General features: G+C 40.5%; 25 protein-coding genes and 1 tRNA gene. 8 read left to right on the top strand and 18 right to left on the bottom strand.

Features of this window, described 5'->3' with window-relative positions; genetic code table 11:
* Positions 1–2 precede the first annotated feature (2 nt).
* On the bottom strand, positions 3–1,232 hold the full coding sequence (locus tag K5Q34_RS07250) for a tetratricopeptide repeat protein (protein WP_221864769.1): 1,230 nt from the start codon (positions 1,230–1,232) through the stop codon (positions 3–5).
* Positions 1,222–2,388, bottom strand: coding sequence for an AI-2E family transporter (locus K5Q34_RS07245; protein ID WP_014638343.1), 1,167 nt, complete (start codon positions 2,386–2,388; stop codon positions 1,222–1,224). Before K5Q34_RS07245 ends, K5Q34_RS07250 begins: the two co-directional genes overlap by 11 nt.
* Positions 2,389–2,523: 135 nt before the next feature.
* Between K5Q34_RS07245 and K5Q34_RS07240 the strand changes: the two genes are divergently transcribed.
* On the top strand, positions 2,524–3,528 hold the full coding sequence (locus K5Q34_RS07240) for a lactonase family protein (RefSeq protein WP_221864768.1): 1,005 nt from the start codon (positions 2,524–2,526) through the stop codon (positions 3,526–3,528).
* 63 nt (positions 3,529–3,591) lie between these two features.
* Positions 3,592–3,777 carry a hypothetical protein gene (locus K5Q34_RS07235; RefSeq protein WP_002935693.1) on the top strand — a complete coding sequence of 62 codons (186 nt, stop codon included), beginning with the start codon at positions 3,592–3,594 and terminating at the stop codon, positions 3,775–3,777.
* A 27-nt stretch (positions 3,778–3,804) separates the two neighbouring features.
* On the opposite strand, the gene K5Q34_RS07230 is transcribed toward K5Q34_RS07235, so the two are convergent.
* A complete protein-coding gene (locus tag K5Q34_RS07230) occupies positions 3,805–4,452 on the bottom strand; it encodes an HAD family hydrolase (RefSeq protein WP_221864767.1) in 648 nt (215 codons plus the stop codon).
* Between the two features lie 240 nt (positions 4,453–4,692).
* A complete protein-coding gene (gene eno / locus K5Q34_RS07225) occupies positions 4,693–6,000 on the bottom strand; it encodes a surface-displayed alpha-enolase (RefSeq protein WP_002935704.1) in 1,308 nt (435 codons plus the stop codon).
* A 149-nt stretch (positions 6,001–6,149) separates the two neighbouring features.
* On the opposite strand from eno, the gene K5Q34_RS07220 reads away from it, so the two are divergent.
* Entirely contained in the window at positions 6,150–6,602 is a 453-nt protein-coding gene (locus K5Q34_RS07220; protein ID WP_029172222.1) for a DUF1694 domain-containing protein, read from the top strand.
* A gap of 9 nt (positions 6,603–6,611) precedes the next feature.
* Here K5Q34_RS07220 and K5Q34_RS07215 read toward each other — a convergent pair whose 3' ends face one another.
* Together K5Q34_RS07215 and K5Q34_RS07210 are read right to left on the bottom strand one after the other, a co-directional pair.
* A complete protein-coding gene (locus tag K5Q34_RS07215; protein ID WP_044676647.1) occupies positions 6,612–6,839 on the bottom strand; it encodes a hypothetical protein in 228 nt (75 codons plus the stop codon).
* The gene (locus K5Q34_RS07210) at positions 6,830–7,957 is read right to left on the bottom strand and encodes a glycerate kinase (protein ID WP_114866365.1); all 1,128 of its coding nucleotides are present in this window, start codon (positions 7,955–7,957) and stop codon (positions 6,830–6,832) included. The genes K5Q34_RS07215 and K5Q34_RS07210 overlap by 10 nt, the downstream gene beginning before the upstream one ends.
* Positions 7,958–8,064: 107 nt before the next feature.
* On the opposite strand from K5Q34_RS07210, the gene K5Q34_RS07205 reads away from it, so the two are divergent.
* A complete protein-coding gene (locus K5Q34_RS07205) occupies positions 8,065–8,715 on the top strand; it encodes an HAD family hydrolase (protein ID WP_114866364.1) in 651 nt (216 codons plus the stop codon).
* Between the two features lie 173 nt (positions 8,716–8,888).
* Here K5Q34_RS07205 and serB read toward each other — a convergent pair whose 3' ends face one another.
* From serB to K5Q34_RS07160, 8 genes are all read right to left on the bottom strand, one after another.
* Entirely contained in the window at positions 8,889–9,524 is a 636-nt protein-coding gene (gene serB / locus K5Q34_RS07200; RefSeq protein WP_114866363.1) for a phosphoserine phosphatase SerB, read from the bottom strand.
* Between the two features lie 51 nt (positions 9,525–9,575).
* Positions 9,576–11,300, bottom strand: a complete 1,725-nt coding sequence (ezrA, locus tag K5Q34_RS07195) for a septation ring formation regulator EzrA (RefSeq protein WP_024385447.1) — start codon at positions 11,298–11,300, stop codon at positions 9,576–9,578.
* An 88-nt stretch (positions 11,301–11,388) separates the two neighbouring features.
* Positions 11,389–13,341 carry a DNA topoisomerase (ATP-hydrolyzing) subunit B gene (gene gyrB, locus K5Q34_RS07190; protein ID WP_002939427.1) on the bottom strand — a complete coding sequence of 651 codons (1,953 nt, stop codon included), beginning with the start codon at positions 13,339–13,341 and terminating at the stop codon, positions 11,389–11,391.
* A 181-nt stretch (positions 13,342–13,522) separates the two neighbouring features.
* A complete protein-coding gene (locus K5Q34_RS07185; protein ID WP_015647132.1) occupies positions 13,523–14,062 on the bottom strand; it encodes a DJ-1 family glyoxalase III in 540 nt (179 codons plus the stop codon).
* A gap of 13 nt (positions 14,063–14,075) precedes the next feature.
* A complete protein-coding gene (locus K5Q34_RS07180; RefSeq protein ID WP_172115085.1) occupies positions 14,076–15,305 on the bottom strand; it encodes an FtsW/RodA/SpoVE family cell cycle protein in 1,230 nt (409 codons plus the stop codon).
* Positions 15,306–15,858: 553 nt separating this feature from the next.
* The gene (locus K5Q34_RS07170) at positions 15,859–16,101 is read right to left on the bottom strand and encodes a type B 50S ribosomal protein L31 (RefSeq protein ID WP_012027466.1); all 243 of its coding nucleotides are present in this window, start codon (positions 16,099–16,101) and stop codon (positions 15,859–15,861) included.
* A 119-nt stretch (positions 16,102–16,220) separates the two neighbouring features.
* Complete coding sequence (locus tag K5Q34_RS07165) at positions 16,221–17,249, bottom strand: FAD:protein FMN transferase (protein ID WP_221864766.1); 1,029 nt, start codon at positions 17,247–17,249, stop codon at positions 16,221–16,223.
* The gene (locus K5Q34_RS07160) at positions 17,236–18,180 is read right to left on the bottom strand and encodes a bifunctional oligoribonuclease/PAP phosphatase NrnA (protein WP_221864765.1); all 945 of its coding nucleotides are present in this window, start codon (positions 18,178–18,180) and stop codon (positions 17,236–17,238) included. The genes K5Q34_RS07165 and K5Q34_RS07160 overlap by 14 nt, the downstream gene beginning before the upstream one ends.
* A gap of 94 nt (positions 18,181–18,274) precedes the next feature.
* Here K5Q34_RS07160 and K5Q34_RS07155 point away from each other — a divergent pair, with 94 nt between their 5' ends.
* The 4 genes from K5Q34_RS07155 (at position 18,275) to K5Q34_RS07140 (ending at position 20,681) form a co-directional block, all read left to right on the top strand.
* A complete protein-coding gene (locus K5Q34_RS07155) occupies positions 18,275–18,736 on the top strand; it encodes a flavodoxin (RefSeq protein ID WP_024396312.1) in 462 nt (153 codons plus the stop codon).
* A gap of 141 nt (positions 18,737–18,877) precedes the next feature.
* Complete coding sequence (rpsN, locus tag K5Q34_RS07150) at positions 18,878–19,147, top strand: 30S ribosomal protein S14 (protein WP_105118906.1); 270 nt, start codon at positions 18,878–18,880, stop codon at positions 19,145–19,147.
* A gap of 81 nt (positions 19,148–19,228) precedes the next feature.
* On the top strand, positions 19,229–19,507 hold the full coding sequence (locus K5Q34_RS07145; protein WP_024413316.1) for a chorismate mutase: 279 nt from the start codon (positions 19,229–19,231) through the stop codon (positions 19,505–19,507).
* Positions 19,497–20,681 carry a chloride channel protein gene (locus K5Q34_RS07140; protein WP_221864764.1) on the top strand — a complete coding sequence of 395 codons (1,185 nt, stop codon included), beginning with the start codon at positions 19,497–19,499 and terminating at the stop codon, positions 20,679–20,681. Before K5Q34_RS07145 ends, K5Q34_RS07140 begins: the two co-directional genes overlap by 11 nt.
* A 107-nt stretch (positions 20,682–20,788) precedes the next feature.
* Here K5Q34_RS07140 and K5Q34_RS07135 read toward each other — a convergent pair.
* The 4 genes from K5Q34_RS07135 to holA form a co-directional block, all read right to left on the bottom strand.
* Positions 20,789–20,860 (bottom strand) — tRNA-Arg (locus K5Q34_RS07135).
* Between the two features lie 196 nt (positions 20,861–21,056).
* Entirely contained in the window at positions 21,057–23,081 is a 2,025-nt protein-coding gene (locus K5Q34_RS07130) for a bifunctional UDP-sugar hydrolase/5'-nucleotidase (RefSeq protein WP_105151340.1), read from the bottom strand.
* Positions 23,082–23,344: 263 nt separating this feature from the next.
* Complete coding sequence (sodA, locus tag K5Q34_RS07125) at positions 23,345–23,950, bottom strand: superoxide dismutase SodA (RefSeq protein ID WP_013730459.1); 606 nt, start codon at positions 23,948–23,950, stop codon at positions 23,345–23,347.
* Between the two features lie 112 nt (positions 23,951–24,062).
* The gene (gene holA, locus K5Q34_RS07120) at positions 24,063–25,094 is read right to left on the bottom strand and encodes a DNA polymerase III subunit delta (protein ID WP_105151269.1); all 1,032 of its coding nucleotides are present in this window, start codon (positions 25,092–25,094) and stop codon (positions 24,063–24,065) included.
* Between the last annotated feature and the right edge of the window lie 156 nt (positions 25,095–25,250).

Raw genomic sequence — 25,250 nt, 5'->3', positions numbered from 1 at the left:
ACCTACTCTTCATTCAAAAATTCTTGCATGGCTAAATCGTCTGGCACCAATTGGATATAACGACTAGCTTGCTCTTTTGCCTCATCCAAGCGACCAAGTTGACGTAAAACCGCTACGTAATCAGCCAAAAATTCAGGATTCTCAGCCAATTCTCCGGCCAATTCATCGTAAAGCTCAATAGCTTCATCATCTCTTTCTAGAGCTTGATAGGCCTTGGCCACATTCCAGCGAGCTAGAACGTTATCTACCTCTTCATCAAATAAAGCCACAACCTCTTCAAATCGCTCCTGTTCAAGATACAGATTGGACAAGCGTAGAGCTAGTTCGTTACTATCATCTGCCACCTCTTTTGCCCGTAGAAGATAATCTTCTGCCCCCGCCTCGTCATGCAATTCATAGGCATACTGAGAAGCCTGGAGCAAGAGATTAGCGTCAAAATCATTTTTCGCCAGGCCTTTTTGCGTCATAGCCAAGGCTTCATCAATCTTATGCTCAGCATGAAGCGACTGTGCATAGGCATATTCATAGCCCTCAAAATCAGGATTGATGGTATCCAACTGCTTGAAATAGAGATTAGCTTTTTGGTATTCTTCACTTTCAAATAGCAGAGCAGCCAATTCAAAAACAGTCTGGTCATCGTATTCCAGCTCAACAGCTTTTTCCAAAAATTCAATGGCCGCTTCAAATTTCCCTAAACTTGCATAGGCAATACCAATTCGCTGATAGGTAGAAACTCCCGTTAATTCGTAGATTTCACGATTATCCAGCTGGGCATAATAGGAAATAGCCTCATTAAAAAGCTCCAGTTCCATATCCAATTCTGCTAAGCCAAAAAGGATGATGGGTTCATCTGATAAGTGACTTGCTTCCAACAATTTTTCACGCGCCACATCCGACAAGCCTTCTGCCTGATACAGGTCCGCCTTGACCAACAAGGCTTCCACATAGGCAGGACTGTCTTCCGAAATTTCCTCCAAATATCCGAAAGCTTCTTCAACCAAGCCATCTTCAAATGCTATTTGGGCAAGATTAATCCGTACTTCAGGAAATTCTTCTTTGACCTGTTCATAGATTTGTCTAGCCTGTGGGAAAAAACCAATGCCTTCCAGATAGGCAGCCAAGGACAAAAGCGTTTCGCTATCATCTTGCGCCAAGGCACGCTTGAAATACTTATCTGCCTTATCTAAATCCTGTTGGTTCAAACAAACCAACATTTTTTCACTATTGTTCATTCACAACCTCATTTTCTTCATCTTCATACAAACTACTGTGTGCCTTGTACCACTCAAATGCCGCTTTCACTAAAACCTTAATAGAGGCATATATTGGAATTCCAAGAAGAACTCCTAGGACACCGTACATCTGACCAGCTGTCAATAATACAAATAAGATGGTAATCGGATGAATACTTAGGGAGCTTCCGATAATCAATGGTGTCACAAAACGACCTTCTATAGTCTGCTCAATCATAAAGACTACTAAAACCTTTATCAGCATGATTGGACCAGCAATCAATCCTAAAATAACAGCTGGAATCATGGCCAAGAAAGAACCCAAATACGGAATTAGATTGAGGAAACCAGCCATCACCCCCAAGGTTATTGGATAGCTAAGACCAATGATTGAGAACATCACTGAGAACATCAGGGCAACAATAATCGCAACGGTCACCTGACCACGAACATAGTTTGATAATTGCCCATTCACATCTGATAGTACTGTTCCAATCGGTTCTCTCCACTTGGTTGGTAGATATTGGGTGATGTGTTTATTCAAATACTGACCATCCCGTAACAGATAAAAGAGAATAAAAGGCATAATCAAAATAGCAACAATAATCTGCGAAGCGGTTGAAATCAAATTACTTGCCCAGTTCACAGCGCTTGAAGAAAACTTCTGAGCATAGGCAACGACCTGATCATTGACCTTATTTAACATCTCCAGAGCTGTTGGTCTAAATTGTTCAAAGCGCTGATCCTGTAGGAGCCCAGTTACCTGTCCTTCGATTTTCTGGATATTCGAAGGAAGATTTTGCGCAAAAGATGTCACTTGCTCTTGAATACTCGGAATTGCCACCGCCAGTCCCCAGATAATGAGAAGACTGATTAAAACAAAGAGAATAGAAATACCAACTGTACGAGAAATTTTATGCTTTTCCATCCAGTCAACCATCGGATTTAATAGGTAATACAAAAGACCTGTTAAAATCATCGGTAACAATACAATTTCTAAAAAGCTTCCTATTGGTCTGAATAAAAAACTAATTTTACTAAAAATAAATATGGTCAAAAAAGTCAGCAAGGTTACTAATAAAAATGTCACTGCTTGGCTATTCAAAAACAAGCGGAAAAACCAAGTCAGACTAAATTTTTGATGCTTATCCTCCATCTAATACACTCCTAGTCTTTTTTTCTATTGTAACATGGAGAAAGGATTTTTGTAAAAATCAACTACAGAATTTATACGACTTTCTCAGAAAAACATGGTATAATTTTATCAATCATTTCCAAAAAGGAGAATCCTATGACTATCTATTTCGGTACCTACACAAAACGTGAATCAAAAGGAATTTATAAAGCAAATTTTGACTCTGAGACAGGACAACTTAGCAATCTAGAATTGGTCACTGAAGAACCTAACCCTACCTACCTTGCCTTTGATAAGGCCGGACATCTATACTCCGTCGGCGCTGAAAATGGTCTAGGAGGTATCGCTGCCTTTAATGCTGACTATACCCTACTCAACCATGTTGTATCAGAGGGTGCACCACTTTGCTATGTCGCTGTAGATGAGGCAAGAGATTTAGTTTATGGCTCCAATTTCCACAAAGGGCAACTACTTGTTTATAAACGTTTGGCGGATGGTTCACTAGAATTAGCTGATGTCGCTCAACACGAAGGATCTGGACCACACGAAAACCAAGCTTCCGCCCACGTTCACTTTTCTGATTTGACGCCCGATAAATTTTTAGTAACCTGTGATTTAGGATGTGATCAAGTGGTAACCTATAAGGTATCTGACCAAGGAAAAGTAGAGAAAATCGCAACCTATCAGGCTACACCAGGAAGTGGTCCACGTCACATTGTCTTCCATCCTGTCGCAAAAATCGCCTATCTCATCTGTGAACTCAATTCAACTATTGAGGTGCTTATCTATGACGGCTGGGGACAATTTGAACACCTACAAACTGTCTCTACTCTCCCAGAAGACCATACTGGTTTCAACGGTACTGCCGCTATTCGCATCACAAAGGATGGTAAATTTATTTATGGATCCAACCGCGGAAACGACTCTATCGCAGTCTACAAAACGCTTGCTGATGCCAGCTTAGAATTAGTTGAAATCGTCCCAACAAATGGAAAAACTCCTCGCGATTTCACGCTTAGTCCTGATGAAAAGCATTTGATTGTTGTCCATCAAGATTCTGACAATGCAACTGTATTCGAAAGAGATGCCGAAAATGGCTGTTTGACTGAGCTCTCACACGATTTCTATGTTCCTGAAGCAGTTTGCGTTACATTTTTATAAGTCGTTTCAGTTGTGAAATCCGTCCAGTTTTGGTTTAATAGTCTCATAGGAGGTGATTTCAACATGAATCCAGTAGATCTTTTTAACCAAGTAAAAGAATTGATTGCAAACAAAGACTTTGATGGTGCAAAACAATTTATCGAAGAAAACAAGGACCAATTCGGTGAATACTTGGAACAAGCAAAAGGCTTGTTATCAGGTTCTGAAGGTGTTAACGGTCTTTTAGATAAAGTTAAAGGCTTGTTCTAATACATGTAAAAACTAGTCTGAGAATGTTCAGTCTAGTTTTTTTATTTCTTCAAAAATATTTGTTATCTCTTGCAATGAAGGAATTACCCAATCACTCTTCAATTTTTCATTTTCACTGGCATGCTTCCCAAAAACTGTCAGTATCCGTACAGTCCACATTCCCAAAGATTTAGCAGGTAGAATATCATTATCATACCTATCCCCGACATAGACAACTCTATCTGCAGGGATGTTTGCTTTTTGCAAGGCAAGTGTGAAAATCGTTGTATCTGGTTTAGATAGCCCAACCTCTTCAGAAAGGATGATGAGTTGAAAATAAGACTCAATTCCCCACTCTTTAAGCAGTTCTCTAATACTACTAGACTGATTGGCAATAATCCCCAATTGATAGTTTTGTGATAACTTCTCTAGAGCATCTATTGTTTCAGGATACAGGCTCACACCCTCATTTGTCCACAAAGGACGTGGCTCGGTCGGTGCAAAATATTGCCAGGTCGCACGAATAGGGTCCAGCGACTTATGAGCATACTCCACCATTTTCTTTTTATAAGAATCTGATGAAACCTCTATATCCAGAGACTCTAACTTCTTCACACACTTGTCTATATAATAACCATAAGCAGCCTCTTCATCTAAAAGCGTCGAACCCAAATCAAAAAATATCCACTCTATCATCCCACTCTCCATCTCTTTTCAAAATGAGAATACTTAAGTTGATCTGCCTTTTTAGAATATCATTTTATCAATATCAAGGCAAAGAAAACTACCTAGAGAGTTTTGCTGTCCCTCACTTTGTTAGCCCGAAAATAAATTAGCACACTGTACATAGAAAAACAAGTCCGAAAATCTTCGGACTTGTTCTTATTATAACCCTCGCTATTCTAGCTCGGGGATAAATTAGTACACTGTACTAATTTATTTTTTCAAGTTGTAGAATGAGTTCAAGCCTTTGTAGACTGCAACTTCACCAAGTTGATCTTCGATACGAAGCAATTGGTTGTATTTAGCGATACGGTCTGTACGTGACAATGAACCAGTCTTGATTTGGCCAGCGTTAGTTGCAACTGCGATGTCAGCGATTGTTGAATCTTCAGTTTCACCTGAACGGTGTGATACAACGGCAGTGTAGCCAGCTTCTTTAGCCATTTCGATAGCTTCAAATGTTTCAGTAAGAGTACCGATTTGGTTAACTTTGATAAGGATTGAGTTAGCAGCACCTTCTTTGATACCACGTGCAAGGTAGTCAGTGTTTGTTACGAAGAAGTCGTCACCAACCAATTGAACGCGTTTGCCAAGACGCTCAGTAAGAGCTTTCCAGCCATCCCAGTCGTTTTCATCCATACCATCTTCGATTGTGATGATTGGGTATTTGTTAACCAATTCTTCAAGGTAGTCGATTTGTTCTGCAGATGTACGAACAGCAGCGCCTTCACCTTCGAATTTAGTGTAGTCGTAAACTTTACGCTCTTTGTCGTAGAATTCAGATGACGCACAGTCGAAACCGATCATGATGCCGTTTTCGCCAGCTTCGTAACCAGCAGCTTCGATAGCTTCGATGATTGTTTCAACACCGTCTTCAGTTCCTTCGAACTTAGGAGCGAAACCACCTTCGTCACCAACAGCTGTTACCAAACCACGAGCTTTCAAGATTTTCTTCAAAGCGTGGAATACTTCAGCACCCCAACGAAGACCTTCTTTGAATGAAGGAGCGCCAACTGGCAAGATCATGAATTCTTGGAAAGCGATTGGAGCGTCTGAGTGAGAACCACCGTTGATGATGTTCATCATTGGAGTTGGCAATACTTTAGTGTTGAATCCACCAAGGTAAGTGTAAAGTGGCACTTCAAGGTAGTCAGCAGCAGCACGCGCAACAGCGATAGAAACACCGAGGATTGCGTTTGCACCCAATTTACCTTTGTTAGGAGTACCGTCAAGAGCGATCATAGCGCGGTCGATAGCTTGTTGATCACGAACGTCAAAACCGATGATAGCGTCAGCAATCACGTTGTTCACGTTGTCAACAGCTTTTTGAGTACCAAGACCAAGGTAACGAGATTTGTCACCGTCGCGAAGCTCAACTGCTTCGTGCTCACCAGTAGAAGCTCCTGAAGGAACCATACCACGTCCGAAAGCACCTGATTCAGTATAAACTTCAACTTCAAGTGTAGGGTTACCGCGTGAGTCAAGGACTTCGCGAGCGTAAACATCAGTAATAATTGACATTATATTACTCTCCTTTGAGTTTAAAATTGTTACATAGCTATCATACCCTAAAAGAAGGGATTTTTCAAGAAAAAACAGGTTATTTTACTGAAAGAAATAATGTAAACGCCTTCCTTTTCAAAGTTAACTGAGTATGTTATACTGAAACCATGAACGATTTAAATACTACCATACTACAGAAAGCCTCTGGCGAAACACGATTGAATCCAGATGAACAACGTCTATACATGGGAACCTATCGCGAACGGGTTGTCCTACTCGTTTCCTTTGACGATTTGAGTAGTGAAGTCGTCGGAAATAAGTTCGATACAATTTGCCAAAAACTAGCAAACAGCTACTCTCCTCTATTCCTCAAACTCTCGCCAGCCCTGTCTGACAAGCAACAAATTTCACTACTAAAAATTGCTCAGAACTTCGGCATTACTACCGCTATCATCGATGAAAAAATAGGACAATCTCCCTACGCACTTGTCTTTCATACAGACCACGCTGTGGATAATGAAGAAGTTAGCTTAGAATCTATATTTCCAAATCTTATCTCAAAACCAGAAGAAAAAAAGGAAGATGCAAAACCTTCCTTCTGGAAAAAATTATTTGGTTAGACTTATTTATCAATAAAGCAGTATAAATATTAAAGTAAAAATAATACAGGTTAGACAAAGGATTCCCAGCAATCTGCCTCTTTCATTTTTTTCATTGAAAAAGAACATTGCTCCATTTGCCTTTATTACATTCGTTTCCATTCCTCTTTCTTTTTCGGAAAGTCTCAAAACGGATACTAGCTTTGCAAGACAAATAAAAATAAATAAGATAATAGCCACATATTTTACTAATGCCATCTTTGTTGGCCTCCTAACTGAAGAATTCTTGCCACCTGCTCTGCCGTACGGACCAGGTTTTTTTCTGCTTTTTGAAGCGTGTCCTCCAAACTTTCAACGCTTGCAATGATCGGAAAAGCGGCGCAGATATTTTCAAAAGGAAACTCGGGAAGATCGTCTTTGAGGCTACCACAAATTGCAATGATGGGAATCCCAGTCGGCGTACGTCTAGCTACTCCTATCGGAGTCTTCCCTGATAAGCTTTGAGCATCCATCCGCCCTTCTCCGACCACAACCAGATCCGCTTTAGCAACGCGATGATCAAAGTCCAACTGGTCCAAGACAAAGTCGATGCCTTTTTGAATGCGAGCACCAGCAAATTGGACTAAACCTGCTGCCATACCTCCTCCAGCACCCGCTCCTGCTAAATCGAGTAGCATAGGATTAACCAATTTATAAAAGGACTCCATTTTCTTGTCTACTAGTTCAAATTCAGCAGAGGCAAGACCTTTCTGACCTGCAAAAACAAATGTGGCTCCCGCAGGTCCACAAAGCGGATTCTCCACATCCGTTACCAAATCAATCCTGACCTGAGATAAATCTACCAACATATCCTCTGTGGAAAAGCTGACAATCTCCCCGATATGAGCTCCAATTGCCTCTACTTCTTTTCCCTCTCGATTATAAAATTTCACTCCTAAACCTGCCGCCATTCCGATACCACCATCATGACTGGCAGAGCCACCTACTCCTATAAATATGCGTTTAACACCATTTTGAACGAGCTCTACAATCAGCTCCCCAACCCCTTGTGTCTTAATAAAGAGAGGACTCCTTTTTCCATGCGGGATACTTGCCAGCCCTACAATCTCAGCCATTTCAAAAACCGCAAGATCATCTTTAACCGCATAGGAAACCTTAATTTTATCGCCAAATGGACCTGTCACCCAAGTCTGGGTTACATCCAAGGATAAGGCCTGCATTAGACTCTCAACTGTCCCTTCGCCACCATCTCCTAGGGGAATTAAGTCATACCCTGCTTGTGGATAAACCTTAGAAAATCCTTTTTTAATCGCTTCAGCAACCTTTGTAGCTGAAAGAGACTCTTTAAATGAATCCGGAGCAATGAGAATATGCATGATACTAACCTCCTTTATATTGTTAGTATATCACGCTACTATTCAGCTTTCAATAAATCTTTTCTGTTTTTCATCGTCTGTGTTATACTGAAAGAAAGGAGATAAGTATGTATCAAACTATATTATTTGACTTAGATGGAACTCTTACTGATTCTGGACAAGGAATCTTAAACTCCGTCGCCTACGCACTAGAAAAAATGGGAATTGAAGAACCAGATACAGCCAATTTAAACCGATTCATCGGCCCGCCACTCTATGAATCTTTTTCACGATTCTACCAACTCAGCCCTGAAGATACACAAAGTGCAGTTGATGCTTTCCGTGTCTATTTTAAAGAAAAAGGAATGTTTGAAAATCAACTCTATCCTGGAATCATCCCTCTGCTTGAAGAATTGAGAACAGCTGGAAAAACACTAGTAATTGCTACCTCAAAGCCAGAAATATTTGCCAAACAGATTCTAGAACATTTTGGTATCGCTCACTACTTTGATGTCATTGCCGGTGCTAGTCTGGATAGTAGTCGCATCAGTAAGGCGGACGTCATCGGCTATGCTATAAATCAATTAGAGGCATTTCCAAACCATGCTGTGATGATTGGAGATAGGGAACATGATATTGAAGGAGCACGCAAATACCAACTTCCCGCCATCGGTGTTCTTTACGGCTATGGGAACAAACAGGAATTTGAAAAGGCTGGGGCCACCATGATAGTCGAAACCGTCCAAGATTTGAAAAGGATTTTACTGACAACAGAATAAAGAGGCTGGGCAAAAAGACCAACCTCGCTTCTCAGGGTTCGTGTCAACATCTCAGCGCAGTGGTTGATTGGCAGATTTGTTCGTGTTTTACACTCCAAATCTGACCTAATCAACTGTGCGGGGGCGGGAAGACGAACTCTTTTTTTGACTAGTCGAGTTCTTTCCCGCTCCCATTATTTACTATCTAAAATCTCTATTAGTTTATAGAGATTTTTTTCATTTATTTGGTAGGGCGCCTGTTCTTGGACAATCGGTTTAGCACAGAAAGCTACTCCAATTCCTGCTCGTTGAATCATTGGTAGATCATTTGCTCCATCCCCCATGGCAATCGTTTGAGATAGAGTCAGCCCATTTTCTGTCGCCCATTCTTCTAAACATGCTTTTTTAGTATCTTTCGTTACAATTTCACCCAATACTTGTCCCGTCAATACTCCATCTACTACTTCTAATCGATTAGCCCGAACATAGTCTAACTCTAACTGTGCAGCTAGTCGATCGACTGTTTCATGAAACCCGCCTGAAACGACTGCTACCTTATAGCCTCGCATTTTTAATTCTGAGACTAATTCTGCTGCTCCAGGCGTAAAGTGGATTTTTTTGATAATTCGATCAAACACCGAAACAGGCAGTCCCTTTAACAACGCCACACGTTCACGTAAGGCTTCTTCAAAATCCAATTCCCCACGCATAGCACGTTCGGTAATTGCTGCAACTTGCGCTCCTAAGCCGGCCTCTTCTCCAAGTAAATCTATTCCTTCTTCCAAAATTAATGTTGAATCAACATCCATAACTAATAATCCAGTTGTCATTTCAGATATTCCTTTCAAAGTATAAAAATAAAAAGCCAAATGGCTTTTTATCTAGTAGCGAATAGCTTCGCGAGTTTTTTCATATGAACGTACAAAACGCTCTGTTACACCAGGTTCAACTGTTTCCAAAGCAAATGAAATTTCTTCAAATGCTGCTTGGTAATCAAAATCTTTTTCAAAAATTGATAATGAACGGTTAAATGCTTTTTGCACACTTTCATCGAATGAACGATAACGGTTAGAGTATTGTAGCAACTGCTCTGTTAAAGTCGCATTTTGCACAATCAAATATGCCAACTCTTCCAATTGATTCATATCATACGTTGCATTTTCCAACAAACGGTTAACAACTTCGATATTGATTCGTTTATAGTCTAGCTCGGCAATCAAGGCTTCCACATGATCGCTCGTTCTAAAGAAGTTTGTTAAAAATTCAGCTGGAATTCCTGGAAGGTTGCGTTTTTCCATATAACGCTTAAGGGTATGCAATTTGTTGATATAAAGTGTAGCTTTCTTACGCGCTGTGCTCTCTGACAATTCTTGTGATTTAAGATAGTCAGCTAAAACAAGCTGCTCCTCTTCGATTTCTTTCAAGCTTGCCAATGAATGGTCCAAACGCTCTTCCAAAATAGAATATGCAACTTGTGGATTTTCAATATCTTCCACACTTTCTGTAACAACAATTTCAATCGATTCCAAACGAGCTTTAAGCTGATTGATCCGTGAAAGTTTGCTATCTGCCAGCAAGTAAGTTGCGTTTAGGCGTTGGCTTTCCTCATCCAAGAGCTGTGTATTTTGGACAACATGCTCCAAGAATTTTGGCAAGTTTTTACTAATCTTAACAGCTTCCTTATTCGCTTCGATTTCACGATTGAAGACTTTATACAAATGATCAATTTTTGCTTGAATTCCCTCATTTTCAGCTTCTGCCGCATCCAAATCAAAGGAAACAATCAAAGCAGTATTTTCACGAATTGAAACACGAATATTTTGGAACTGTGACTCGATGTTAGCTTCTGTGAACAAATAATTCTGCTCAACCAGTTTCCGATAGCCCGACTCCAAATCTTCCAATTGCTCTGGGAAATCTTTTGTAACTCGTTCAATCAAACTTGGAATGCGATCCATGATTTGATTGAGAGCAATCATATGCTCTTCAGTCTTATCAAGGATTTCAGAAGCTTCAATCGGATCACCTGAGGAATTGAGCATCACAAATTCAGAAAACTCAACTTCAATATTTTTCAATTGTTTCTCAAGTTCTGGTAGTGTCTCACCGTAGCTATCTGGATTTTCACGAACAGCTTCCTGTAAACTATCGAACAAGTTTAACGCATGTTTTACGCGACCAGAGTTTTTCTCTTCTTGCTCCTTCAACTCCATCAAACCATGACGGATAGAGGCGATGTCTTCTTCAATTAAATCAATTTGGCTTTCGATACTGTCGATAGCATTCTTTGCACTCACAAAGCGAAAGGCATTGTTATAGCCTTCTGCCTCAAAGATATGATTTTCAATGTCGGCAAATGAATTGAGCGACAAATCAACCCATTTTTGATTCCATTCACGGAATGACACCTGACTTTGACCAATCAAATGAAGTGCTTTGACAGCTTCTACTTCTTCATTAACTGGAAGGTTAAATAGCTCTTCCTTACGTTCTTCCAATGCAACCAAAAGGTTGTCATTTCGTTTACGAACAATCAGGCAAGCTACATAGGCAATGATTAAAATAATAACAATCGAAACGATTAAGATGATTGTTCCTGTAGGCATGTAAATCTCCTTAGCTCATAGTAATTACTAGAAAATATCGCTTAATTATACCATAAATCTCTAGTATATGCACTTGTTTTTTTAGTTTTTAGACATCCAATGTTGAATAAACAGCATTTTCCTCGATAAACTCTCGACGAGGTTCAACCTTATCCCCCATTAGCATGTCAAAAATCTTATCGGCTTCTGCCGCATCATCAACTGAAACGCGTGCCATGAGACGATTTTCAGGATTCATCGTAGTTTCCCACAACTGATGATCATCCATTTCTCCCAAACCTTTGTAACGTTGAATCGTTGGCTTGGACCGTCCCGTACTATGTCTTTCTAAGGCATCTTGCAATTCTTGCTCTTGATTAACCCCAGGTTGAATATATTCTTTTATCTCACTTCCAACCTTGATACCGTAAATAGGTGGTTGAGCGATATATACGTATCCCGCTTCTACAACAGGACGCATGTAGCGGTAAAATAATGTCAGAAGGAGTGTCCGAATATGGGCACCATCGACATCGGCATCTGTCATAATGACTAATTTTTGATAACGTGCCTTGCTAACGTCGAAATCCGCACCAAAGCCAGTTCCCATAGCTGTAAATAGACTACGGATTTCTTCGTTGGCCAAAATCTTGTCCATGCTGGCTTTTTCTACGTTCAAAATCTTACCACGAATCGGTAAAATAGCCTGAAATTCACGGTCGCGACCGGATTTAGCTGAACCACCGGCTGAGTCCCCCTCAACGATGAAAAGCTCTGTCTTCGTTGCATCATTTGAGGAACAGTCCGCTAACTTACCTGGGAGGTTTGAAATCTCAAGACCCGATTTCTTACGAGTTACCTCACGCGCACGCTTAGCAGCAATACGAGCCTTGCTTGCCAAGATCCCTTTTTCAACAATCCGTCTAGCAATCTGTGGATTTTCCAAAAGAAATTCTGCAAAGGCATCAGAGAAGAGGCGATTGGTAATTTTGACCACTTCACTATTGCCAAGTTTTGTCTTAGTTTGTCCCTCAAATTGAGGCCCTGGGTGCTTAACAGAAATGACCGCTGTCAAGCCTTCACGCACATCTTCACCAGTCAAATTATCCTCATTTTCTTTGAGAATTTTATTTTTCTTGGCGTAGTCGTTGATAACACGTGTCAGAGCTGTACGGAATCCTTGCTCATGGGTACCACCTTCATGCGTGTGAATATTGTTGGCAAAACTAACTACGTTTTCATGATAACTCGTTGTATATTGCATAGCAACCTCAACGGTAATATCATCCATTTCACCTTCTGTATAGATAGGGGTCTCAAAAATGACATCCTTGTTCTCATTAAGATACTCAACGTAGGAAGCAATACCACCTTCGTAGTGATATTCCTTTGTTTGCTCTACTCCCTCACGTTTGTCCGTAATAGAGAGATTTAAACCACGATTTAGGAAGGCCAATTCTTGGATCCGCTTATTTAATTTTGCAAAATCGAACTCAGTCGTCTCAGTAAAAATTTCTGGGTCAGGTGTAAAATGTACAGTTGTACCAGAACGGTCTGTTTCTCCAACAACCTCCAAATCTGCAACGACTTCACCTCGTTTATACTCTTGGAAATAGACCTGACCATTTTTGTAAACATGAACGTCTAGCTGAGTAGATAGGGCGTTTACGACTGATGAACCTACGCCGTGCAATCCACCTGAGACCTTATAACCGCCTCCGCCAAATTTACCACCTGCATGGAGCACTGTAAAGACAGTTTCTACCGCTGGACGACCAGTTTTTTCCTGAATATCTACCGGAATACCACGTCCATTATCAATAACCGTGATGGAGTTATCTGGCTCAATATAAACTTCAATTTTATCCGCAAAACCAGCCAGCGCCTCATCGATTGAGTTGTCGACAATTTCCCAAACCAAGTGATGGAGACCTTCTTTAGATGTTGAGCCGATATACATCCCTGGACGCATTCGAACAGCTTCAAGGCCTTCCAAGACTTGAATCTGACTGGCATCATATTCTTGAGCCTTCTCTTGTAAATCTTTGATTTCTTCTGTCATTTCTTTTCCTTATTTTCTATTTGTTGCTCCTTAAAAATAGAAAAGCCAATCCATCTGGATAAAAGCGAGACATATTTTTAGAGCAAAAATCATTCTAACGAATACCCTTTATTATACCATATTTTCTAATATTTTGATAGAAAAAAGAAGAGGAAACATTAGCTCCATCTTCTTCATTACTTTAACTATGATAAACCATTGTTTGAGCTAGGCTTTCCCCATCTCCACCAAATAAATCAACCAATTTATAGGCGAAATCCAAACTTGTTCCAGCGCCTCGGCTAGTGATAATTGGACCATCAACGACCACATCCTCTTCCAGATGAATACCTGACGGAATGTCTTTTTCTTTCCCTGGGAAACATGTATAGTGACGACTATCTAACAAACCAGCCTTATCCAGAACAATTGGCGCCGCACAAATTGCTGCTACTGATTTTCCTGATGCAACCGCTCTTTGCAATTCCGTAATCAGTGACTCTGAATCTCTAAGGTGGACAGAACCTGGCATTCCTCCTGGTAACACAATCAGATCAAAGGAAGACAGGTCTCCATCAAAGACTTGGTCAGTTTGAACACGAATACCGTGCGATCCCTCCACTTCATGACTATCTAAACCAACAATCTGACAGTCAAAATGAGCTCGACGAAATACATCTACAGGGGCCAATGCTTCGATTTCTTCAAAACCATCGGCTAAAACAACCGCAACTCTTGTCATATAAACCAACTTTCTAACGTTTTATCGTAATTTTTCTATAGCGACGTGATCGATTTATTTCCTTCTCATCAGCTAGTCGTGACTGATACCCCATTGACAGCACTAGACCGACACCAATCAGATTTGAAACCATGGACGAACCACCTTGGGAGATAAACGGCAAAGGAATACCTGTCAAAGGTAACAAACCAGTTGCAGCGCCAACATTTTCAAACACATGGAACAACAGCATCATGATATAGCCAGTTGATATGTAAGTGTAGTATCGATTGTTTGACTTCAACGTTACCCGCAGCATTCGATAAATGAGCAACAAGTATAGTCCAATCAATACCGTCCCTCCAATAAAGCCAAAGTCCTCGCCAATCACCGTAAAAATCATATCACTTTCTCGAACAGGGATAAGAAGATTTGTTTTATTGAAACCTAGTCCTTTTAAGCCACCACTTCCGATAGCTATCAGACTTTGAGCTTGCTGGTAGGTCGTTGATTGGGCATTTTTAAAGGGATCAAGCCAGGCTGCAATACGATTGATTTTATAAGTATCCATCCCCAAATTGTGGAGGAATGTTGTTCCACCAGGAGAAATAAAAATCAGCATAAATCCACCAACCAAAACGATCCCCGTTAAGGCAGTCGGTAATAGAATTTTCCAAGAAACTCCTGATAATAGAAGCATTCCGCTAAAGATTGCTACAAATACTAAGGAAGTTCCTAAATCTTTCTGTAAGGCCAACAAAATCAGGACAGGGATAGTAAACAGTATCATATAACCAATCAACATAAAATCCTCACGAATTTTTCGATTTGGATAATATTTATGAAAGGTGACAATCACCCTTGACAACATAATGATGTAGGCTATTTTCATAAATTCGGATGGTTGGAAAAGAGTCATTCCACCAATCGTTACCCAGTTTTTTGCTCCCGTTGACGCTACTAAGTCTGGACTGTAGAAAAACAAAGGCAATACCATAAGTCCAAGCCCAAGCACGTACAAGTAAGGTGTGATTTGCCACAGAAACTTAGTGGAAAAGAACATGACCAAAAAAGCTGCCACTGTTCCAATTCCTATCCAAGCAATTTGTTGACCAACCATCTGTACAACATTATCTGGATAATCTTGACTAACCGCAATGTAGAGAGAAATAATCCCCACAACTAATAAAAAAAAGACCGGTAAAATAAGTGAGTAGTCTACTCGACTATCGATTGTTCCCTTATTTTTCATCAATTTCCTCATACTTTCACTTCAAATTCTTACTCGTTCCATTATAGCAAAAATCATCTCTCATTGAAACTAAAAATCTAGTTACATCTGAGGGGATACGATTTATACTCAACGAAAATCAAAAGTAGCCTAGGAAACGAAGTCGAAGATAGAACTCTGTTACTTTCTTATTTCAAGGTAACAGGCTGAAAACCTCCACTGGAGCTTTTCACTCATCAAGGCAAGTTGACAACGGATAATTTTGATTTTCGAAGAGTATTACTAGTGCACAAATCATAAAATACGTATATCTTCATACCTTCGAACAGGCTGAAATATAATGCTTTACCTTCACACACCCCTTAAGTTTGCCAAAGCCATGAGTATGTAAACCAATGGCAATCACGCACCAAAAAAGCCCTCTCCAATTTCTAGAGGTAAAGAAAAAACGGCTGAAAAGTTTGCCCAATTTTTGGGAATGTAACGCCCGGCCGTTACCATTTCCGTTACTTTTTCAAAAAGAAAACCATTCCCAAGGCACGGGAATGGCTTAAAATCAACGTTTCTAACGCTTCTATAACGCTGATTATTTGAGACCGTATTTTTTGTTGAAGCGATCCACACGTCCATCTGCTTGAGTGAACTTTTGACGTCCAGTATAGAATGGGTGTGAGTCTGATGAAATTTCCACACGGATCAATGGGTAAGTTTCACCTTCGAATTCAACTGTTTCGTTAGATTTCTTAGTTGAACCGCTAAGGAACTTGTAGCCAGTAGTTGTGTCCATGAAGACAACAGTGCGATATTCTGGATGGATATCTTTTTTCATTTTAAAAATTCCTTTCTGCCATGGACTCTTTCCGAGCCATAGATTATAACCATTTAAGTTTACCAAAAGTTTGTTCTTATGGCAAGTCTTTTTACCTATTTTTCTAATATTTTTTCAAGTTATAGTACGGAAGCACCTGAAGCAAGGTCAGAAGTTACTCTGGCGCCAAATCCCCCTCTTGAAGGACTGCCCAAGCTGTCAGAAATCCTTTCTTTACCAGCAAGAACTTTTTCAGAAAGCCCTGAGGTCACTAGAATCCTGCCATCCAGCCCAATCAGAACCGCCTCGATACCATCAGTTTCTTCTACCATCTTATAAATCCGAGTTATTTCCTGACCAAACAGTCGAGTCGTCCAAATCTCACCATCAACAGATTGTTTGGACACAATGGTCAAACTAGCCAGTTGCGACTCGATTGGATATCCGGTCTCGGAACTCAAAATATGATGATAGGTCTTTCCATTCACGGTAAGGGTTCTTTCGTAAATACCAGAGGTGACTACCGATTCTTCTCCTATTTTGAGGACGAGGGCATTTTCACCACGTGGTTTCTGAGGGTCCTGTATACCAATTCGCCAATAGCCATCGGCATTGTGAGGAGCTTGACCAAAGGTCAGGACGTTGCCACCCAGGTTAATCAGTCCAGCCTCCACACCTATTCTTTTAAGAAAGTCGACAATCTTATCTGCCACATATCCTTTAGCAAGAGCACCCAAGTCGATCGCCATGCCTTCTTTTTTCAAATAGACTGTCTGCTCCTCATCATCTAATTCAATGTCCCTTGGATTGATGAGTTGGAGTTTTTCACTAATCGTTTCTGGGTTTGGAAGTTTGGCATCGCTAAATCCAATCCGCCAGCTTTGCACAAGGGGGCCAATGGTAATATTCAAAAAAGATCCCTGAGCCAGACTGTGTTCTTTGCCCAACTTAATCAATTCATACAGGTCCTCTGCAACAGGAACCGCCTGAACACCTGCATTGAGGTTGACCTCCATCAATTCAGAAGTCAAGTCATTGGCAGAAAACCGATCCTTGTAGAGATAGAGAAGCTCTTCTACCTGATCCAAAATCGGTTCTGCCTGAGGATGCCAAATTCTGGTTTCAATGATGGTTCCCATAAGACGAAGGGAGCGACTACTTGCTTGCATTCCTCACTACCTCTTGGATTTCTTGGTATATTTGCTCATTTTCGGAGAGTGAATAAGAGTTAGCACCACTTGCTAGTGGGTGGCCACCGCCATCGTGGCGCTTGGCAATCTCGTTGATTGGAAGATACTTACTGCGTAAACGGACTCTGTAATTTCCGTCAGTTTGTTCCACAAAAATCCCCCAAGATTGAACGATTCCAATCCGTCCTGGTGCACCTACGATAAAGGAAGTATCCGCATCGGTCACACCGTATTTTTTGAGAATATCCTGTGTCAAAACGACACGTGCCGCACCATGTTCATCCACTTCCAAGTTGTCGTAGACGTAACCTGTCAACTTGGCAATCTTGAAATCAATGGTGTCCATCTGACGAGACATCCTTGCAAAGTCAAAATCTTCTTGGAGGAGACGAGCGACAATCTCAAAGGTGCGCGAGCTGGTTGCTGGATAGAGAAAGCGGCCTGTATCGCCCACAATTCCTGCATAGAGTAGACGAGCAATCTCTCCATCTAGTTCCAGTTGGCTCTGGATGGCCAGTTCCGCAATCATTTCACTGCATGAACTGGCTTCCGTATTGACCCAGAGCAGGTCGCCATAAGGCTCTTCGTTGGGGTGATGATCGATTTTAATCAAGAAATCTCCTTGAACATAGCGGTCGTCATCCACACGCGCCGTATTGGCAGTGTCTGTCACGATAACCAAGGCTCCTTGATAGTCTTGGTCTGCAACTACGTCCATTCCTGCCATCCAAGCAAGATTTGGTTCCTCAAAACCGGTTACCTTGATGGTTTTTTCAGGAAAATTCTTCTGCAAGAGTTTCTGCAAGCCAACTTGACTACCAATGGCATCCGGATCTGGTCTTTTATGTCGGTGAATAATAATCGTGTCGTATTCGTGAATTTTTTCAATAATTTTACTGTAAATTGTCATAGCAACTCCTTTTCATCATTTTAGCATAAACTTCCCCTTTTGAAAATGATGGGAGTGTGGTATAATGGAATTACTATGTAATTTGGAGGAAATTATGGCACTAGCAAAAATAGTATACGCTAGTATGACTGGTAACACAGAAGAAATTGCTGACATCGTCGCCAGTAAGCTAGAAGAGTTAGGCTTGGAAGTACAGGTTCACGAATGTACGACTATTGAAACAGAAGAAATCTTGGATGCGGACCTCATCGTGGTAGCCAGCTACACCTATTCTTACGGTGGAGACGGTGAGCTTCCAGATGAAATTGTTGATTTCTATGCTGACCTAGCTGATTTAGATTTGACCGGTAAGGTCTACGGTGTTTGTGGTTCTGGCGATACCTTCTATGATGACTTCTGTAGTGCAGTAGATGACTTTGATGTCATGTTGGGTTCACGTGGTGCAACTAAGGGTGCCGAAAATGTTAAGGTAGACCTTGCCGCTGAAGATGAGGATATTGTTAACCTTGAGCAATTCGCAACAGACCTTGTTGCAAAATTAGATACTTTGAATTAACTGACGAACAGACTGGCTTAGCAATAGGTCTAGTCTGTTTTCTTTTAGCCATTTATTAAGATTGTACACCTATTGTTTGCAATCTTTATTTTTTTGATATATAATTAACTGGTTAAGTTTTTTTAAAAAAAGGAGAATTTTATGGCTAAAAAATCAAAAATGGCCCGCTATCAGAGGCAGTTGGAATTAATCGAGCGTTATGCAGATTTGCGAAAAAGTCTCAAAGAAAAAGGTGACTATCAAGCACTTCGAAAATTGCCTCGCGACTCAAATCCAAATCGACTGAAACACCGCGACAGGACCGATGGCCGTCCGCATGCTTATATGCGAAAATTCGGTGTGAGTCGGATTACCTTCCGTGAATTAGCCCATCTTGGTCAACTTCCTGGGGTAAAAAAAGCAAGTTGGTAACTTCCTCAAACAAGGCTAGTATTCTGCCTTGTTTTTTGCTATACTAAAAAACAACTGAAACAATATACGGAGGTTTATAAGATGAATTTGGATTGCATCCGCGAACAGATTAACACGATTGATAGCCAATTGGTTGAACTACTTGAAAAACGAATGGAGTTGGTCGACCAAGTCACAGCCTACAAACGAGCAACAGGTAAGCCTGTTTTGGATACCAGCCGAGAAAATGCTGTCCTTGAAAGAGTTGGAAAATTAGTTCAAAAGGATGATTACCGCTCTGCCATTCAAGCAACCTTTAGTGATATGATGGCCCAATCAAGAGCCTATCAATCTTCCAAGCTGGCGAATCATGAGCAATAAGATGAAACAAGCCATCCAACTCCTTTTCTTTTCCAGCTTAATTGGAGTCGGTGCAGGAATAATTACCACACTTTTTGGGAAAATTCTACTAGGAGTTGGAGACTTACGATCTGAATATTTTACTTTTCTAATCCCCTTTCTACCACTTGCAGGGGTGGTGATTGTTTTCATTTATCAAAAATGGGGGAGGGGAGTCCAAGCAGGCATGGGCTTAGTCTTCAAAGCTGGACAAGGGGAGAATGTGCAAATTTCTCCAGTTCTCATTCCGCTCATCATCTCTACAACTTGGCTCAGTCATCTTTTTGGCGCTTCCGTTGGTCGCGAGGGGGTAGCTGTCCAACTTGGTGCCAGTCTTTCACACTGGTTACAAAAACAAGGTTTCACATACTTGCCCAAAGACATGGTAACAAAGATTGGTATGGCCGCAGGTTTTGCTGGGCTATTTCAAACACCATTGGCTGCTAGTTTCTTTGCCATTGAGGTATTAGTCGTTGGCCAATATTCTTGGACTAGTCTCCCCTATTGTCTAGTTGCCGCTTTCACGGCTTCTACTACTTCCCACTTACTGGGATTGGAGAAATTTTCGCATGCCATCGCGACTACCTCATTCCATTTTACAGATAGCTTCAAATGGCTTCTAATTGCCATCTGCTTTGGAGTTGTCGGTAATTTATTTGCTTGGTTTCTGGCGCAAGCAAAAAGCATCTCAACTCGATGGTTTCCAAATCCTTACATTAAAATAGCTATCATGGGAGTTGGACTAACCCTTCTACTATTTTTCTTCCATCAAGGTCGTTATGCTGGTTTGGGGACCAATTTGATTGATGCCAGTTTAGCTGGGAAACAGGTGTTTGCTTACGATTGGCTACTAAAACTTCTACTCACCTGTTTATGTTTGGCTGCAGGTTTTCAAGGGGGCGAAGTTACTCCCCTCTTTGCGATTGGAGCAAGTTCTGGGGTTGTTTTAGCAGGATTACTAGGTCTACCAACTGAACTTGTTGCAGCCCTTGGGTATTGTGCCGTATTTGGAACAGCCACCAATACCTTACTGGCTCCAATATTTATTGGGTATGAGGTATTTGGTGCCAACCTAATCCCCTATGCCATTCCTGTCCTTGCCCTTGCTTATCTTATAAACAGAAAACAGACCATTTATGGGGTGCAGGTGCGATGAACTATTGGATTCATAGTTTGCCCCTTTCTTGCCCCTCGCTCACATTTTAGAAAAAAACAAAACCCTTGAAAACATTGATATTTCAAGGGTTTTTATAATTTTAAATATCTCCCCTGCAGGAATCGAACCTGCAACTAATTCTTAGGAGGAATTTGTTATATCCATTTAACTAAGGGAAGTCTGCCTCTCTATTGTAACCCAGAAGAGAGCAGATTGCAAGAGCAAGGTTATATAAGTTTTTTTCAAATTTTTACAAAAAGCAGAACCGACTCTAAGACGAAATACAATTGTTTTTATGTATCCCTCTCATGATAGTCTCTAAAGGAAGCGCTCCTAGAACATACTTCGAAAATTTGTCACCTTTATGCTTGATTCCTATTCCCCTTCCTTACGTCTCATTGAGACAGCCATTCCGAGTGAAACTAAGCCACCCAAGCTAATAAGAAGTGAGCCTAGGGCTTCTTGACCGGTATTTGGAAGTGTTTGATTTCCTGATGCTTTTTCAGTTTTCTTATTTGAAATAGGAGCCACACTTCCAGATGGTGCCGGTTGCTCGGTTGCTTTCTGATTTGCTACACTATCGCCACCGTCGCTTGCTTTTTCAGGTGTTTTCGTATCGGTAGTTGTCCCAGCAGTATCTCCTTTTTCTTCTGCTTTTGGTTCTTCTACATACTCCTCGACAAATGCTTTTCTACCTGTAATAGTTGCACTAATCGTTTGACCTGCTTTTTCTAAATCAGTCAAATACTCCACAAATACTTCTGTATCTGGATTGATAGCACCAATCAGCTTAGCTTCTTTGAAAATCGAGAAACCATCCCCACCACCAAATAGGAAGTCATTGATGACAAGTGTATAGGTTTCTGTCGGAACAATCTCTGTTCCATCTTCTTTGAAGGCTTTAACAACCTTGTAAGGATTTTCTTCCGTTGGATTATCTGCTTTCGTGTAGATATATTTGATTCCAGACATTTGAAGGAAATATTTTTCGCCTTCATCGTATTGTTGATTTAAGGCTGTATAAATCTGCTCACCTGTCATTTGAACGACTTGTAGGATATTCCCAAATGGTTGAACAGCTTGTGCTGCTCCCCAAGTAACTGTTCCATCCTCTTGGACCTTCAAATCTGCCCGAATCCCGCCATTGTTGGTCATTGCAAAGTCAACATCATAACCTGATTTCTTAGCAATAGCTAATTGAGCCGATGTTACTAAATTGCCCACAGCACTTTCTTTAAATTCATTTACCTCGCGAGAAATATCTGTCGCTTGACTAGCCGTACCAATTTTTTGCTCTGTTACTTTTTTAACAATGGTATTTGCTTCGTCTACAATCGCCTGAATTTCTGGACTTGGTGTTTTTTGCCCTGGTGCCACTGCAATAATTTTCGCAGTCGGAACATCTTTAAAGTCGGCAATATCTGTATCATAAACAGCTCTAACATCTGCATAAGCCTTACCTTGTGAGGTAGCTTGTACAATCAAGGTTTTGCCTGTTGTACCGTTTGTATAGACATGGTTGTGACCGGCAAATACAAGGTCAACTGAGTGTTCAGGATAGATTTCATTTAGCTTAGCAATCATATCTGCAGCTTCACCAGCAGCCACACCATCCTTGCTTGTAGCTGGAACGTGAGCCAGTACAACTATCGCATTTACACCTTTTTCAGCTAACTCACGCGCATATTTAGCAATCGTTTCTGCCTCATTCAAAAAAGTGTACTGCTCATAGTTTTTCTTCAAAACAAGATTAGGAATTTCTGTCGTAACTACACCAATAAAGCCAATATTTGCTTCTTTATCATTTACAGGAATAGTCTTAATAGCATATGGTTTCCAGCCATACGGAATTTCACCCGTCTCTTTGTCAATAACGTTAGCGATAACAATCTCCTGTTTGGCAGCTTCATGAGTATAATTATCCACAATCTCATTAAACTGACCTTCTTTTGGAGCTTCACCAGTCATGATACGGTTATACTCATCAAGTCCCTCATCAAATTCATGGTTCCCCAAAGTACCGTATTCAACATCCATTTTGTTAAAGACTTTTACAGTTGGTTCATCTTGTAAAAGTCCAGAATTCGATGGACTTGCACCAACCATATCTCCGGCTTGAACACGGATAGACTCTGCAGGTGTTTCTGTTTCTGCTGCTGTTTCTTCAAATTCTGCTTGCGAATCATCCATGTAAGCATCAAGCAAGGCGGCAGTTCCTGCATTCCGAACTGTTTCCCCCTCCAATCGCGCTGTCCCTGTCGTATCAAGCGCACCATGGAAATCATTAACTCCCATAATTTGGACAGCTAATTCATCTGCTAAAACAGCCTGTGTTGTAATGACACTAAAACCAGCTACAAGGGCTAGTACACTGCTTTTCAACCGAATATTCTTTTTCATAAGCAAATCAATGCTCCTTCTATTTTTTGTCATATTGACATATCTATAATAATCCTTTTCTTACGGCTTTTCAATATTAAATCAGTCATTTATAACAAAAAATTATAAAAACATTCGTTTATTCTTACTTTTACATCATTTTTCTGAAAATATCTTGTTATTTTTATCTATAATACGAAAAATCAGCCCTCTTTCCTTACACAATTCTCTCCAAAGTACTCTTCGCAACTAAAAAATCTCTTCCAAACGGAAGAGAACTGTTCTTATTTAGCTGCCTTATAAAGTTCGTTAACCTTGTCCCAGTTGATTACTTCAAAGAAGGCTTTGATGTAGTTTGGACGGACATTGCGGTAGTTAAGGTAGTAAGCATGTTCCCAAACATCCAATGCCAAAATTGGTTTCAAACCTTGCATGATTGGTGTGTCTTGGTTAGCAGTTGAGATAACTTCCAACTTGCCTTCTTTATTAACAACCAAGAAAGCCCAACCTGAACCGAAACGAGTTGTTGCTGCTGCAGTGAAGGCTTCTTTGAAAGCATCAAATGAACCAAAAGTTGCATCAATGTCTGCTGCCAATTCTGCTGAAATTTCTGTTTTTTCAGGTGAAAGCAATTCCCAGAAAAGAGCATGGTTCAAATGACCACCACCGTTGTTGATCAAAGCTTGGCGGATGTCAGCTGGAATTTGCTCCACATCTGACAAAAGAGCTACCAAGTCTTCGCCAATTTCAGGGTGTTTTTCAAGGGCAGCATTAGCATTTGCAACATAAGTCGCATGGTGCTTATCGTGGTGAAGGGTCATTGTTTCTGCATCAATATGTGGTTCCAAGGCATCGTATGCGTATGGAAGGTCTGGTAAAATAATTGCCATTTTCGTTTTCTCCTATACTAAGTGATAGTTCTATTTTACTCCAATGTGAGAGCCTTTTCAATTTATTTGTCTGAAACTACGGTTGACCCTCGGTCTAAAAATACTCTTTTTACTATGTGGTCGCAATTTTTAATAATGCCAAATCAAATAAATAATCCTTATCAAATTGTCCTGTTTTAATTTGAAAATCTGTATCGATTAGGAGCTTGACGACTTTTTTCAAAAATCCAATGGACAGATGGCGTGAATCACGCAAAGCATACTTTACTTGGTATGGATTCACCTTACGCCCCATAATAGTTGATAACTCAGCTACTATCTGCTGTTCCCCTCGGCCTTGCTCTAGTAGTATTTGCACTTGTAGATAGGTTCGAAATTGGGTTAACATGATGGCAATCAACTTAACCTCTTCCTCCCCTTGCAACCGCAAGTCACGAACTAAGTTGCGAGCCTCGTCTACCTTGGATTGTAAAATTAACTGTGTTAAATCAAAGATATTATCTTGTAGTGTTTTGGGGATAGCCGCATCAATATCTGAAATTTCAATCGTCTCTTTTCCCTTATAAGATTGAAGAAAGGCCAGGTTCTTACTGATTTCTGAAAAATCAAAATTGGACTTTTCTAAAAGATATTGAAAAACCTCTCCTCCCATCTGCAATCCAAGATGCAGTATCTCTTTCTGGAAATGATTTTTCAAATCCAGCTCCTTCAGGGGATTGGCTTCTAATACTAGTCCATCTCGTTTGAGGAGTTTGACCAGACGACGCTTGCTGTCCAACTTACCCGGTGCTAGAATGACCAAACGTGTTGTTTCGACAGGATTTTCCAAATAGCCCTCAAACTGCTTGAGTTCATCATCCGTCAAATGCCGTTTTTTATCCGTCGTCAAGTCTGCAAAATAATCAAGAATCACTACTTTTTCATCTGAAAAGAAAGGAAGAGAAACTAAGTCCAAATCTACCTGATGATAATCAGCCTCCGACATATCAAAATAGGCAAAACCTAAATCTGCCGCATCAAAATCAAGCTTCCTCAGAAGTAAGTCTTTCGCTATTTGGTATTGTCCGATGTCTTCACCGCATAAAACGGTCAGAAGCTCTAATTTCTCTTTTTTTAATTTTTCAATCTGTTCAATAACTAACATGTATACCTCTAATTCTTAATAAATTATACCATGTTGAAATAAAAATAGAAAACAAACTCATTAATAAAAATCGATTAGTCATACTCAATTAAAATCAAAACCAAACCGTTTTCAATGGTCGGGGAATCATTTCGAAGTTGGAGCTAAAACGAACAG

This window comes from Streptococcus sp. 2018110 (assembly GCF_019754115.1).
Classification (GTDB): domain Bacteria; phylum Bacillota; class Bacilli; order Lactobacillales; family Streptococcaceae; genus Streptococcus; species Streptococcus hashimotonensis.
The sequence above is the reverse complement of the archived record's forward strand: the minus strand, read 5'-3'. Positions and strand labels throughout refer to the sequence as shown.